The organism is Neisseria sp. LACPHL-SPEC-2024-00856 (assembly GCF_047915665.1).
In the GTDB taxonomy this organism is placed as follows: domain Bacteria; phylum Pseudomonadota; class Gammaproteobacteria; order Burkholderiales; family Neisseriaceae; genus Neisseria; species Neisseria polysaccharea.
The window spans coordinates 12189-24905 of the sequence record NZ_JBLRPR010000001.1; the positions used below are offsets into that span (position 1 = coordinate 12189).

The following is a 12717-nucleotide window of genomic DNA, read 5'->3' on the forward strand; positions in this document are numbered from 1 at the left end:
GCCGTCTGAAGCCTTTCAGACGGCGTTTTACCGATTACGCAACCGCGTTTTCAAACAAGAAACCGCATGCACCGCCGACCACTGCCGCTTTGCGGATGTCGGTATAGCGCGCGTATTCCACCTTGCCGCCAACCTCTTCGTAGCGGTCAACTACCGGCATACCGCGACGGCGGAAGGTATAACCGAAGCTCGGCTCACCCTCGTCATTGCCACCGGAAGCCGTATGCGGACGCACAATCAGGCTGGCGAATTTGCCCCAAATATCTTGGGTGTCCTTATTGGCGGCAGGTGTAGATACCGCCTCGCCGACGATGATGTCGTCCAGCTCCAGCAGATTTTTCAGCTGCTCGACCGTGAGCAGGGACTTGCGTTCATTTTCACCCAGTGCGCCGATGAGCTTGTTGTGGCGTTTCAGTGCCGACAGCACGCTCGCGCCTACCACCAGCACCGACGGGCGTACACCGCAGCCTGCGCGAACCGTTTCGCGGGCGATCTCGATGTCTGCCAACGGATCAGAGTTTCTATCGCTCCATTTTTTGGTGGAGGCCAAATCTTTGCTGAAACCTGACTGATAAGCCGATTTGTTTTGCAGGAGGGCGGCAGTTTCGATTTCTTGACGCAGCTGCACGCCCTTGACCGCGCGGCGTGTTGCCTTGGCGCGCTCGTCGTACATGGATTCGGCTTGTTCGCGGTAATCCACACCGGCGGCCAAATCATGTTCTTCCAACACAACCGGCATAAAGCTTGGGGAGTCCAGCGTAATCACATTCGATGCCGCACCGACCGCACGTTCGGTCTGATACTCGACAAACGAACCCTTGCCGAACACCGGCACACGCACGCCTTCTTTTTCAGTAAACACCACCGGGAAGATTTTCTCGGCAATAAAATCTGCCTGCTTGTAGCCCAGTGCGAGATTGGTCAAAACCGGATCAAGCTGGCCGCGCAGACCGCGCAAATGAGATGCACTCATGTTTTATCCTTTTTCAGGTCAAATGCGACGACGTCGTCGCATTTGACGGGTTGATGATTAAGCAATAGTACGGCGGGCAGCCTCTTCGTAAGGGATACCTTCCTTCGCCGCCAATGCCAATGCACGTTGGTGATGGCTCAAGGCTTCCGGGTCCGACGCTTCGGCAAAGTCTGCCGCCAATCCCGACGGCGTTTCACCTTTAGCCATCTCGCCGCCCTGAATCTGCTTAGGCAGGACAGCGGTAAAAAATGCATGCAGTGCGGCAGACAAAGGCTGCTTCTTACTGCCTTCGCCGAAGTCGGCGGTTACGTCGTCAGGGTATTCGGCAAAATCCAAAACCTTGACGACCAAATCCTTGTCGGCAGGTTTCAGACGGCCTGCCTTGACCAAGCCTTCGGCAAATTCAGCATTCTGCTCATGCGCACCATCGCGCAGGGCGGCATTCTGCTCGTCTTGCAGCTTTTTCAATTCCGCCTGTGATTCGGCGGCCTTCTTCTCGGCAGCTTCGCGGGCGGCCTTTTCGGCTGCAAGTTCTTGTTCCAGCGACATAGGGGTCTCCTTGTTTTCATGGGGTTCTTCGGATGGGTTGTGGGGTGATTCGGTAAATTCGGCAGGTTTCAAACCCGCCATGCTCAGTAATCGGCGCAATAAGCCGATTTCTTGCGGTTCTTCGGCAAACTCGACATAAACTTCGCCTTCGGCAAAACTGACGGGGGACAAACCCTTGACTGCGGGCGGTTGCGCGCCCAAAAAGCCCACATGGCGCAGCGTCCAAATGCCCGGTTTGGGATTGTTCGGGCTGGTAGGAGGGTAAAAACTCGCCGACACTTTTTTATATCGTCCGGCTTTAACCAAATCCGCAAAGCCTTCATCGACTTGGTCAAAATCCGCCGTCAGTACGCCGTTCTCAGCTTTCAGTCCACTGACCCAGCCGTAAGCCGGCGCGTCCGCCTTCGGGTGGCCGACCACAATAGGAGCCTCATGCACCTTCGGATCGTAGGCTTGCGCGGCGGCGGCAAGGTCGGCCTCGGTAATCGTTACCGTATTGCCGTTTGCATCGGTGCGCGTGCCTGCGCGGAAAATTTCGTAAGACATAAAAAAGCCTCATCGTATGGATGAGGCTATTGTGGCAAAGGCCGTCTGAAACGGCTTTTAATCGGGTTTAAAACTTATTTCGGCAGATGTTTGCCGGAGGCAGTAAAAAACCGCCCTAAGGCGGGCGGTTTGTCGTTTACAAGAATGAAACAGCAATTTTAGCGATACAGATATACGGTAAAAACCTCAACCAACGGTCTGTCCGACAGAAAAACCATATAAATGCCAATACGAAGCATACGGCACATACGCCCCAAGATGTTTCCGACAGCAGCATACGGATAGTTTTACCGTCGGTAATCAGCAGCAGGAGCGTAAACGGCAACGACATCAATAAAGTCCCCCATCGGTTTTTGACAAAGGGGAGGCGTTCGTCAAGAAGCATCAGAAAGTCGATAATTTTTTCCAGCATAACCCGTCAAATTCCCATAAGCTCCATTTCCAAAGCCGACCGCCAATTCAATGCAGCGGTCGCCATGCATATACGATAGCGTCTGTCTGTTGCTACTGTTTCAATCCATTTCTTGACTGAAGATTGTGCAAGCTTTTTCAATGCTTTCAATACTGCTCTTAAAGACAAGAATGGTCGTCCGTAAAATTCACGAAACATAGCCTCAGGCCAAACCATTTTTTGTGAACATTGGGCAATGGCGGTTGCAAGCTTGTCGCAAATATCAGCAACTTCAGGCGTAATATCGTCCGCATCGGCATGGACGGCACCATTGTACACATTATGGATAAAACCGGCATACAGTTGTTTTTCTTCTGTTGATAAAGACATATAGATTCCTTTCGAGGTCATACTGCCATATCGGCAGCAGGATCATCATGAACCGTTGTCCTCCCCCAATCTTTTAATCGGGGCTAATAAAAACAAATACGCCAAATTTGCGTTTTTAGCGCGTTTCGGTTTCAGGGTGGGCAAACCCCCGACCGCAAAGAGAAACGCAATATAAAATCGGTCAGGGCTAAACCTGACCGATGTTTTAATTATACGGTGTACTTACGAAAACAAATCTGCCTGTTTTTTCGCCCGCTCTGCCATTCCAACCTACTTGACGATGCGGTAAACGTGCTGTACGGTCAGACCGTATTTTCGGGCAAGGCCTGCATGATTCTTACCGTCAAACTCCTTGTAAATTTGCATATCCCGTTCCGATACCCTGCCCAAAAGGTTTTTTGGGAAATAAATCAACTGCCCGCCCCAGTTGCTGGTCAGATGATGGGACAGCTTTTTAGATACCTCGACCGCCTGCTGCCGCTCCATCGGCAATACCGACATCAAGCAAGCAACCGCTTGGTCTTCCAAATCCGCCACCAGCTCAGGCACTCTGTTGTCCGCCATTTTCCATCCTCACTTTCCACTTCTTCAGATGTTCGATGACCCGTATTGCGTCATCAGTCCCCAACCATCCATGATAATCTATGCCCGTCATGCGTTTGACAAATCGAGCCAGGCTCAATTCAGACGGGCTTCGCACCTCGCCCAAACGGTGCAGCTCCAACCAAAGCGCGCGTATCTTTTTGACCTGCGCCTCTATCATGCGGTTGGGCATATGCACCGGCAAATCAGGTTTGCCTGATGCCGCCTGCGCCTTAGTGGCAACCACAAAGCCCCGCATCTTCATAGCCCGCACGGCAAGCTCCAGCTCCTCGACCGATAACTTGGTACTGCTCGTCTTGCCGCATGACAGATTGGCGAGCAGCGCGCGGTATTCGCCGTCGTCCATCATCAACTGGGTTTTAGCCACATGGATGAGCCGTATCAACCGCTGTTTTTTCTGAGCACGGGTTTCCATTTTTTCTTCCCACAAACCTCAAAAAGTGAAACGCCGTTTCACTTTTTCCATTAAAATCAATGAATAATATCATTTTAGCCTGAATTGAACCACTTGGCAAACATACGGAGCGGATAGAAAAAGGCCGCCTGAAACATTTCAGACGGCCTGTTTTAAAGAATGGTTTGCTTATCTGTTTACCGCTTCTTTCAAAGGTTTTCCGGCACGGAATTTAGGCGTTTTGGTGGCGGCAATAGTCAACGGCTCGCCGGTCTTCGGGTTACGGCCTTTGCGCTCGGCGGATTGGGCAACGTAAAACGTACCGAATCCGACCAGTGCGACCTCGCCGCCTTTGGCCAGCTCCTGCTTGATTGCACCGATGACGGCATCCACCACTTTTGCCGTTTGAGCCTGGCTCAGGTTGGTTTCGGCAACAACAGCTTGTACTAATTCAGATTTATTCACTTTTTGACTCCTGTTTAGGTTTAAATGCGGCAGACCGTGCCGCGCGGTTGGTTCATTGAATATGGACTACATCCATCTCCCTGCCGGTTATCTGCCGAATTTCACTCTTGAGGACAGCTAGGCAGATAAGACCTGCATTTTGGGCGATGCTACCACCGTCTTCGTCATCTTTCGGCATCGGTTCGTCCGAAGTCAGCTTGACAAACAAGCCGCCTGGCTGATCGCTGATGAGGATGTTTACCGTCGCCATGTTCACACCTTCGCCACATCCAAATTCATCAACTGATACTCCCCATCCTCGCCGCGCTGATACACCCGCACAAACGGCTTGCTGATATGCACCTGCAAACTGTCGGAGAGCGCATCCATCGACTGCCGCCATTTTTCGTCGGTGATTTGCAGGCGGCGCAGTCCGAGGACGCGGGCGGTGCTGATATTGCCTTCCTTGTCCACCTGAAATGCCGCGTTAATCAGCGTTTTCAATTCCGTGCGGCTGCCTTCCGTCCATTCGTTGATGCATTCGTCAATCAGGGCTTTGGCGGCAATCAAACCTTCGTCGAATACCAACGTATCCTGCATGGCAAGGTTGACGCGGTATGCGCCGTCAAAGCTGTGCAGGCTGATATTGCCTTTCTTACCGCCGACATTCACGTCATAGCGATCGGCACTCAACTGTACAAACGCCGCAATATCGTCCATAGCCTCGCGTTTGAAAGCAATTAAGTTATCTTGTACCGCGCGGGCTTTGGCAGCGATTTCCTGCACCAGCTCGTCGCGCAGCAGGTCAATTTCTTTAATATTGGCCAGCGGCACGAGATTACCTTTGGCATCCTGTTTGTATTGTTTCATGTCTAAGTTACTCATAATGTTTCCTACGTCCGTCCAATTCCATTGATATTTGCTTCAATAAATCGTCATCAAATCCGTTATTGCCAGCGAATTTTTCAAACTCTTCCCAGTATTCCGTCAGAAATTCGTGTATTAAGTCGGATTCCTGATTGTCAAAAAACGTACTCATTTGATTATTTGTTTCCTTTCTGCCTTTCGGCATAAATCCTTTTACATTCGTCCACCGACCGATGCCTCGGTCCGTGTATCCAGTCCCTGTCCATACAGGGCGCGTTTTTCAATCTGCCGACAATCTTTTTCAGCTCGGCGGACTGCGCTTTGCCGTATTCCGTCGGGCGGTGCTTCTTTTCCAGCCTCGGCACCATCCTGATTTCGGGCGGAGGCAGGTGTTTGATAAGGTCGGCAGGATTTGGCCACTCTGACGAGGATGCCGCGATATCCCTAAAGGCTGCCTGTATCCTGATTTCATCCTGTTCCAGTTGCCACGATCGTCCGCTTAGTATGCCCAACCAAAGTTCGGCAACGGCGGTCAAATCCGCCGAAGCGGGGCGGCCTTTGAGATTTAGGGCGGCGAGCATCATGAAACCCTGCGCGATTGCTTTTTTCAGCCAGCTATTGTTTTCCTCCATTTGACCACTCCATCAAGCCGCCCAACCCGCTCCTCAATTTGGTGCTTGCCACCTCTCTCGTGTGAGATGGTTGGGGAGAGGGCAAAACCGCCGTTCCCGCCGTCTTTTCAGGCGACCAAAACGTAATGTTTTCCAACAAATAACCGTGGCTGGTCAGTGGCGGTGTCAGTTTTCCCGCGTCCCGTGCCTCAAGGCATCGCGTTGCCGCCCAAATCCAAGCCTCGCGCGGGGCCGGGTACGTTTTTCGGTTACGCACGATTTCGCCCTCCCGTATCATCGGCGCAATCTCGCCGACAAGCTTTGAAACTCGGTTAAAACTTAAATCCTTTTCAGCGGGGCGAAACAGCGTCAGATACCGCAATACCGCCTTAAAAAGGTCGTCTGAAATGCCGGTCAGGGCAATCAGTGCTTCACGGGCATCGTCATGGGCGATTAATACATCCAAGCTCATCACCGCGCCGCAGGTAGGGCAGCGTACTTTCATTGACTTCGCTCCGTCCAAAACTGTTGCGCCCATGCCGCATCTGTTTGACGCGTATCCGTCGCCGTCCAGTATTTGTTATCTAAAATTTCAAGTGCTTTGGGATACTCGCTGCGACGTTTGGTTTGCGATTCGTATCCGGCAAACGGTTCGTCCATCTTTTTAAATTGGGGCAAGGTGTGCCTGCCGCCCTGACTTTGCCAACATTTGGCGCACACCTCAGAACGCACGCGTACGCGTTTTGCCGCGTCAAAACGCCAGGCAAACGCCGCCTCCGGTTTGTCCTGTCCGCAAATCTTGCATTTTTTCAGCTTGGTCAATGCTTTTTGGTTCACTTTCCGTCTCCTTTCGTGATGGCTTTTGCGCCGTATTTGGCGCGGATTTCGGCGATGGCGCGTTTCAGTGCTAGTTTGCGTATCCGTTTCGGGGGGCGTTTACGGTTCATACACCACCCCCCGCATCCGTTCTTCATCGCTCATTCGTTCATATATACCTTTAACCCGTGCCGACTCCTCGTCCGCCGCGCGCCGCATTGCCTCCATCTTGGACGGCTCCGCCGCTTTGAGCGCAGGCTCGGGCGCGCAGGTATGCAGTGCCAACACCGCGACTACCCACCAGATGCCCGTCAGCAGCCCCACCGGCACCCACCGCCAAAACGCCGCGCCGCACCACGCTGGCAGCGCGTGTCTTTTTAAAACTTGCATTTCGTATTTCCTTATAAATCAAATAGTTATTAAAATCAGAGGGTAAAAAATATATAGCCGTAGCAAGGGCTTGTATTTTTCAAACCCAAATCGGACAAACGGTTTTCATCGGTACTGTCCCTTGTCGTATTCGTTTATCTGCACGGGTGGATGCTGCCGGCAGGATTCCGCCATCACCGCCTGTACCATAATGACGATGGAGAGCAATACGATGATGACAGCCGGTGCGATTTCGTTTCTTTTCATCTCACACTCCCCGTACTACATCGCCGTCAACCATCTCAAAACCAAGCTCCGCCGCCTGATTCATCGCTGCCGCCACCAAGTTGTTGACTGCCAGTGGATAGAGCAGGCTGTTGGTTTCCAATCCCTTGCTCGTGCGGCTTTTGACTGTCAGACGCTCGGCAACCGCATCAATCGCGCTCTGATCTAAAATCTTCGCCATATCCGCATTGACGCGGGCAAATTTGTGCTTGAGATAGCCTTCGAGCTTGCCGTCGGTTAGCGGCAAGAGCGTAACCACCTCGCAGCGTTGCACCACCTCGCGCACCGCAGGATTGTTTTCGCTGAGTTTTTGTGCCAACTCCGTCTGACCGATTAAGACAATCCCGAGCAGGCGTTCAAATCCGTTTTTCAGCTCGAAAAAGCGTTTCAGGTGTTTCAGGGTCGGCAACGGCAGGCCGTGTGCCTCTTCAATCAAGAGCAGGTGTTTGTTGCCGGCTTTTGCACTTTCCGACAAAGCGCGGTGGATTTGGCGGAAACGTGCTTCCGGGCTGCGTTTCGGGCCGGTCCCGGGCGACACCGCCTCCAAAATGGCCTCGGCAATATGTACCGCCTTAAGCGTTTTGCCTTTTTGGTCGTTGTCCTCCATTGCCAGCACATAAGGCTCGATCAGGATGATTTGTCGGCCTTCGCGGTTGATGCGGTCTTGCAGGTCTTCACGCAGTGTAGATTTACCCGCGCCGCTTTCGCCGACCACCGCCACAAAACCGCCGTGGCAGGCCGTCTGAAACATCGCCTCGCGCACATAGCGCACATCCGGCGTCATATACACATCGTCCGCAGACTGGATTTCGTCGTTAAACGGGTCGCGGAATAAGCTAAAATGTTGTTTTGCCGATTGGTTTAAAGTTGCTTTTCGTAGTAACATCTCATTGTCCTTGTCTTCGTAAGTTGCTTGGGCAGGTGCGGCTTCCGGCTCGTTTCTCAGGCTCGCTGGGATTTCCGCACCATTCGTTTCAAAAAATTGTTTCAATTTCCTTTGCAGCTCGGCTGCGTTTTTTTTCGGCCATTGCCCGTGATTGACCACCGCCACCAGCATCGGCTTACTGCATCCGATTTCGGCTGCCGCCGCCGCATAGGATTTGCCGATTTTCTGAAAACTCTGTTTCATCGTGTTTTCCTTTTCGGTTGAAACCTAACCGGTTTTCAAAAGTTTCAGACGGCATCTTGTCCGGATACGTTCAAACGCCTCTTCCAGCCTGCCCTCGGTCACACCTTCCGGGTAGTGTTTGAGGATGACCGACACTGCCTGTTTCCAGTCGCCGCCGTCTGCCTCGACGCGGGGTTTTAAGCGTTTGGCGATTTCGACCTTGCTCAATACCTGCTCCGAGACCTCCATCCGGTTGTACGCCATCTGCTGTCCTTGTTTGGGCATAAAGAGCGTATTTCGCGCGGCAAGTGTATCTTCCTGATGTTTGTACGGGTCGATTTCGCCGCCGAATGGGACTACCTTGCCTTTGCGTTTGGCGGCTGCCGCCTCCAGCGTTTCCGCACCCATCGCCAGCTTGTCCAGCTCTTTGCGGTGCTGCTGCGCGTCTGTATCGGCTGGGGCTTTGTATTCCGCCCCGATGACTGCCGCATCGGCCCTGAAGCCCATCTCGTCAAAAACGACTTCGGGTACGGATACCCAAACCTCGTTGCCCTCCGCGTCATATGTGGCGACCCGCGCCCCGTTTGCCTCCCAAGGGTTCTTGCCGACCAAAACCTTCTGACCTACCAAAATCCCCTTGATGCCTTTCACGCTATATACCCGTCCGCCGAAGCGGATTTCCAAATCCGCCGAGACTTTCGCCTCTTTCGGTGCGCTGACGGCAAGCTCTCGGCAATATTCAGCAGGCGGCGGCAGGATGAGCTGCTCGGGTTTGATTTTGTTCCACGCCTGATAGCGGGTCATGCCGTGGCGGCTGTGTTTTTGCGTACCGTTGTAGTAACGCATCCAGCGTTCCGATAAAGCATTGAGCTGGTCGATGTCGTGTACCTCGGTAAAGCGCAATCCGCTCTCAAATGCCGTTTCCACAATATCGTTGGCTTTTTCCACTTGCCCTTTGGCACGCGGATTGCCCGGCTTGTTGATTTGCACATGCACATCCAAGGACTTGCACAAATTTTTAAACGCCGCCGAAGTATTCGCACTGCCTGGGTCAAGCATGACCATGCGCGGTACGCCGCGAAACGGGTCTTTTCCAATATCTTTTTTCGCCTGCATCATGTAGATGAAAAAATCACAGAGGTTCGCGCTGGTTTCGCCGCCGAAGTAATAACGCACCGAAATCGTGCCGGAGGCATGGTCTGTCCCCGTGTACCGCCAGACGCGGTCGTTTTCGATTTTGACGACGTTTTTCGGCTTGTTTTTATAAAACTCCTCTTCCTTCATCACCCGCAGCCCCGTATCCTTGCCCTGACGCGGCAGGTAATACAAAACGCACAAACTCGGGTCGATTTGCCAACAATGGTTCGGGTGTTCCGATTTCATGCGGCTGACGGGTTCGGGCTGCAAAAGCTGGTCGGGATGCAGCTTGTATTCCCGTAAAGCCCGGGTAATGGTGTTTTCAGAAAGGGGGATGACTTCCCCGGTTTCCCCATCAATCCGCGCCGCCTCGATTTTTCCGTTGGCACGCAGCATTTCCACCGCCTGCCGCACCGACATCAACCGCTTGCCGTTGCGCCTCATCGCCTCCACCAAAACCGCCGAAATCAATTTGGCTTCTTCCGGTTTAAGCTCCGTCTTGCCCGCATCGCTGCGCCGTTTGCGCGTCGGCTTGACGCTAACCGCCTCCAGCTTGCGGTATAGCGTGGCAAGGCTGATGCCCAATTCCTGTGCCTGCTGCTTAAGATATGCAGAGCGTGCGCCACGTCCCATTGCTTCCGCCTGATTCTCGACTGCCTTAAGACGCTCAATCATTGCCGGATTCATCGCCTTCTCCCGTTTCACCGCCCAACCATTCCGGCACATTGTCTGTCGGTGCTTCAGTCGGCAGGGCATAGCTTTCGCGCAGTTGCTCGCAATCCAAAATAATTTGATTGAGCGTGCCGACCATCTTCGCGCGGTGGTCAAATCCATGCGCCTCGCCGTGCGCATTAAGTTGGTCGAACAAATCTTTCAGACGGCTCACTTGACTGCGGATACCGACCTCAAGGCTTGTTAACTGCATCGCCAACTCGCTGCCTACGTCTTCCGCCTTCGGCTCTCTTACAACGGTTTGCTTCTTAGCCAGCTTCTCGGCCAGCTCATCAATTTTGGCTGTTTTGATTTTCATCACTTCGTCTTTGGCGGCGAGGTTTTCACGGCTTTCGCGCAGGGCGACGCGCAGCTCGCGCACCGTCATTCGATCCACATCGTCAAAGGTCATGCCGTTGACTTCTTCTCCTTCGGACAAACCCACCAACGTAACGTCTTCTTCGACCAAGAGTTCCAGCAGCTTTGACTTGCCCAAATCCATCAGCTTCGGCGCGGCTTTCTGCATTTGCGGCGTGGCAAAGCGTTGGGTGGCTTGAACAAGTTGTTGTGCTGCTCTAACCGACATTCCTAAGACTTCGCAGACGTCTGCGAACTGTTTCCAAGTCATATGTTCTTTTAAAACAATTAAAGCCTGACCAAGCTCAAACATCCCTTCCATTGTTTTGCGTGTTGCGAGCTTGGCTCTCTCAACCCATACATCTTCATTGTAGGTTTCGCCATTGCCCCACTGCTTCATCACATTCGCGCTGTGCAAAGCCAGTTCTGTTGCCGATGCATCAACCATATGCCCTAAGATTTCTGTTGCCATTTTTAGCTCCTTCAAATGCGACGCTGGTGTCGCATTTGGTTAGTTGTTTTTCAAAATGGACGCCGGCGTCCATTTTGACTTACCAGACATTGCTGGTGCGGTCGTGTATCTCTTTCAGCTTCGCCGTCAGCCTTTCCTGCTGCTGCCGGAAGCGTTCCGCGATCTGCAGCGTCCGCACGCTGTAGGCATAGTTGCCGTTGTCCAGCCGTACCGCCAGCCCGGCCGCCACCAGGCCGTCTGAAAGCTCCTTATTGCTGATGCCGATAATCGGATGCGCGTCCATCGCCAAAAACACCCGCAACAGCCGCTGCGCCTTTTTACTTACCGCCATCCGCATCCTCCTTCAGCCCCAGCAAAACCGCCGCTTCGTGGCTTTTGCCGAAATTGCCTTTCAGCTTGCCGCGCAAGAGGTGCTCCACCGTGGTGCGCTCCAAATTGAAATATTTCGCCCAATGCGCCTTGCACACGCCGTTGCGCTTAAACCACACGGCCGCGCTCTCGCGCGTTTGCGGATAGGGAATAGGCTTGAAATTTAAAGGTTTTTCCATGTTATTTATGCCTTTCGTGTGATATAATGTGTTTGTTTTTAGGTTTCTTTGCACGATAAACATCCGGTCTGTTGTGCAGCAGCAGGGTCTTGGCTTGTTTTAAAGTAAACAAGCTTTTTCCCGTAGCTGGGTGTATGTGATCCATCATGAGCTGTCGCGCATGAGCCTTCAAAGTGTTCATTTTTTCGTCCTTTCTCGTGATGATTTAGGGTGTTTGTGTTTCGATGTGGAAATTATAGGAAGAATTCTTCCTATTTTGCAAGGAATATTTATGAATAATTCTTCCTTTTTTGGCAACCGATTGAAAGAAGAAAGAAAAAAATTAAAAATGACTCAAGCTGAAATCGCTGAAAAATGTGGGGTTTCAGGAAGAATGTGGGGGGATTATGAACGTGGCATCAGCCAGCCAAAAGCGGAACTTTTCTTCCAATTTGAAAAGGTGGGTATAGACGTTCAATACGTCATGCACGGCAGACGCGGCGAAACAGCGGCCATGCTGTCTGAATCCTTGAGTGCCGAAGAAAAAGAACTGCTTACCCTGTTCCGTGAAGCGGCAGCTGCCGACCGTGAAATGATTCTGATGGTTGCGCGCAGGGCAGAGAAAAAAGCCCAAGCTGCGCCTGGTAAAGTGAGCAACGGATAATGGGGAAACGCAGCGCGGTAGAAATGCTGCCCGATGATGTCCGCAGGCAGCTTGATGATGAAATTCGGAAAAGCCGTTTTAGCGGCTACACACAACACAGCGAATGGTTGAAACATCAGGGTTATGAAATCGGTAGGTCTGCCGTACACCGCTACGGCCAACAGCTTCAAAAACTGACCGCCATTCCTGAAGAGCAGGATTTGCTGGATATTTTCAGAAAATTGGAAACAGCCGATCGCCACGCTTTACAACGCTTCGCACAAATATTGTCAACTCTGGCCGATAAAGAAAAAAATGCCGTCTGAAATTTTCAGACGGCATTTAGGACACTCCGGCATTCTGGCTGCGCTGGTGTTCTGAAACGGATATTAAGCAATTGAAGCGGCCGTGCATTTTAAAACGCATTAAAAACTACCCCGACATACAGGTCATCGGGCAGGTGGTTCAGGTGTTGAAAGATTTGAATTGATGCCGTCTGAATTTATTTTTTCGACACAGATATT

22 protein-coding genes are annotated in these 12717 nt (G+C 52.2%); 2 read left to right on the plus strand and 20 right to left on the minus strand.

Annotated features, from left to right (window positions below; genetic code table 11):
- Positions 1–34: 34 nt before the first annotated feature.
- The 20 genes from ACNAU7_RS00095 to ACNAU7_RS00190 all read right to left on the minus strand — a co-directional run bounded on the left by ACNAU7_RS00095 (position 35) and on the right by ACNAU7_RS00190 (position 11571).
- A complete protein-coding gene (locus ACNAU7_RS00095) occupies positions 35–973 on the minus strand; it encodes a hypothetical protein (protein WP_416299575.1) in 939 nt (312 codons plus the stop codon).
- Positions 974–1030: 57 nt separating this feature from the next.
- Positions 1031–2068: a 2-oxoacid:acceptor oxidoreductase gene (locus tag ACNAU7_RS00100; protein ID WP_416299577.1), complete on the minus strand. Its 1038-nt coding sequence runs from the start codon at positions 2066–2068 to the stop codon at positions 1031–1033.
- A 136-nt stretch (positions 2069–2204) separates the two neighbouring features.
- On the minus strand, positions 2205–2480 hold the full coding sequence (locus ACNAU7_RS00105; protein WP_118779730.1) for a paraquat-inducible protein A: 276 nt from the start codon (positions 2478–2480) through the stop codon (positions 2205–2207).
- Positions 2481–2486: 6 nt separating this feature from the next.
- Positions 2487–2849 (minus strand): hypothetical protein, encoded by a 363-nt coding sequence (locus tag ACNAU7_RS00110; RefSeq protein WP_196963158.1) that lies wholly within the window; start codon positions 2847–2849, stop codon positions 2487–2489.
- Positions 2850–3119: 270 nt separating this feature from the next.
- Positions 3120–3413 (minus strand): Mor transcription activator family protein, encoded by a 294-nt coding sequence (locus ACNAU7_RS00115; protein WP_416299579.1) that lies wholly within the window; start codon positions 3411–3413, stop codon positions 3120–3122.
- Entirely contained in the window at positions 3391–3867 is a 477-nt protein-coding gene (locus ACNAU7_RS00120; protein WP_416299581.1) for a gp16 family protein, read from the minus strand. Before ACNAU7_RS00120 ends, ACNAU7_RS00115 begins: the two co-directional genes overlap by 23 nt.
- A gap of 168 nt (positions 3868–4035) precedes the next feature.
- Positions 4036–4344 carry an HU family DNA-binding protein gene (locus ACNAU7_RS00125; RefSeq protein WP_159069351.1) on the minus strand — a complete coding sequence of 103 codons (309 nt, stop codon included), beginning with the start codon at positions 4342–4344 and terminating at the stop codon, positions 4036–4038.
- A gap of 19 nt (positions 4345–4363) precedes the next feature.
- Positions 4364–4561 (minus strand): hypothetical protein, encoded by a 198-nt coding sequence (locus ACNAU7_RS00130; RefSeq protein WP_416299583.1) that lies wholly within the window; start codon positions 4559–4561, stop codon positions 4364–4366.
- 2 nt (positions 4562–4563) lie between these two features.
- Positions 4564–5175 carry a DUF3164 family protein gene (locus ACNAU7_RS00135; RefSeq protein WP_416299585.1) on the minus strand — a complete coding sequence of 204 codons (612 nt, stop codon included), beginning with the start codon at positions 5173–5175 and terminating at the stop codon, positions 4564–4566.
- The gene (locus ACNAU7_RS00140) at positions 5168–5329 is read right to left on the minus strand and encodes a hypothetical protein (RefSeq protein ID WP_349273378.1); all 162 of its coding nucleotides are present in this window, start codon (positions 5327–5329) and stop codon (positions 5168–5170) included. The genes ACNAU7_RS00135 and ACNAU7_RS00140 overlap by 8 nt, the downstream gene beginning before the upstream one ends.
- Positions 5330–5333: 4 nt before the next feature.
- Positions 5334–5789, minus strand: a complete 456-nt coding sequence (locus ACNAU7_RS00145; protein WP_416299587.1) for a hypothetical protein — start codon at positions 5787–5789, stop codon at positions 5334–5336.
- Positions 5773–6273: a hypothetical protein gene (locus tag ACNAU7_RS00150; RefSeq protein ID WP_411712957.1), complete on the minus strand. Its 501-nt coding sequence runs from the start codon at positions 6271–6273 to the stop codon at positions 5773–5775. Before ACNAU7_RS00150 ends, ACNAU7_RS00145 begins: the two co-directional genes overlap by 17 nt.
- Complete coding sequence (locus ACNAU7_RS00155; protein WP_416299589.1) at positions 6270–6605, minus strand: hypothetical protein; 336 nt, start codon at positions 6603–6605, stop codon at positions 6270–6272. The genes ACNAU7_RS00150 and ACNAU7_RS00155 overlap by 4 nt, the downstream gene beginning before the upstream one ends.
- 99 nt (positions 6606–6704) lie before the next feature.
- Positions 6705–6974 carry a hypothetical protein gene (locus ACNAU7_RS00160; RefSeq protein WP_416299591.1) on the minus strand — a complete coding sequence of 90 codons (270 nt, stop codon included), beginning with the start codon at positions 6972–6974 and terminating at the stop codon, positions 6705–6707.
- Between the two features lie 105 nt (positions 6975–7079).
- Complete coding sequence (locus ACNAU7_RS00165) at positions 7080–7220, minus strand: hypothetical protein (RefSeq protein ID WP_416299593.1); 141 nt, start codon at positions 7218–7220, stop codon at positions 7080–7082.
- A 1-nt stretch (position 7221) separates the two neighbouring features.
- Positions 7222–8367 carry an ExeA family protein gene (locus tag ACNAU7_RS00170; protein WP_416299595.1) on the minus strand — a complete coding sequence of 382 codons (1146 nt, stop codon included), beginning with the start codon at positions 8365–8367 and terminating at the stop codon, positions 7222–7224.
- Positions 8368–8391: 24 nt separating this feature from the next.
- Positions 8392–10158, minus strand: a complete 1767-nt coding sequence (locus ACNAU7_RS00175; RefSeq protein WP_416299596.1) for a transposase — start codon at positions 10156–10158, stop codon at positions 8392–8394.
- Positions 10151–11023 (minus strand): hypothetical protein, encoded by an 873-nt coding sequence (locus ACNAU7_RS00180; RefSeq protein ID WP_416299598.1) that lies wholly within the window; start codon positions 11021–11023, stop codon positions 10151–10153. The genes ACNAU7_RS00175 and ACNAU7_RS00180 overlap by 8 nt, the downstream gene beginning before the upstream one ends.
- Before the next feature lie 79 nt (positions 11024–11102).
- Entirely contained in the window at positions 11103–11354 is a 252-nt protein-coding gene (locus ACNAU7_RS00185; RefSeq protein ID WP_416299600.1) for a DNA-binding protein, read from the minus strand.
- Positions 11341–11571: a DNA-binding protein gene (locus tag ACNAU7_RS00190; protein ID WP_416299602.1), complete on the minus strand. Its 231-nt coding sequence runs from the start codon at positions 11569–11571 to the stop codon at positions 11341–11343. Before ACNAU7_RS00190 ends, ACNAU7_RS00185 begins: the two co-directional genes overlap by 14 nt.
- Positions 11572–11842: 271 nt before the next feature.
- Here ACNAU7_RS00190 and ACNAU7_RS00195 point away from each other — a divergent pair, with 271 nt between their 5' ends.
- The gene (locus ACNAU7_RS00195) at positions 11843–12214 is read left to right on the plus strand and encodes a helix-turn-helix domain-containing protein (protein WP_416299604.1); all 372 of its coding nucleotides are present in this window, start codon (positions 11843–11845) and stop codon (positions 12212–12214) included.
- Positions 12214–12519 carry a phage protein Gp27 family protein gene (locus tag ACNAU7_RS00200; protein ID WP_107960489.1) on the plus strand — a complete coding sequence of 102 codons (306 nt, stop codon included), beginning with the start codon at positions 12214–12216 and terminating at the stop codon, positions 12517–12519. The genes ACNAU7_RS00195 and ACNAU7_RS00200 overlap by 1 nt, the downstream gene beginning before the upstream one ends.
- Positions 12520–12717: the final 198 nt, after the last annotated feature.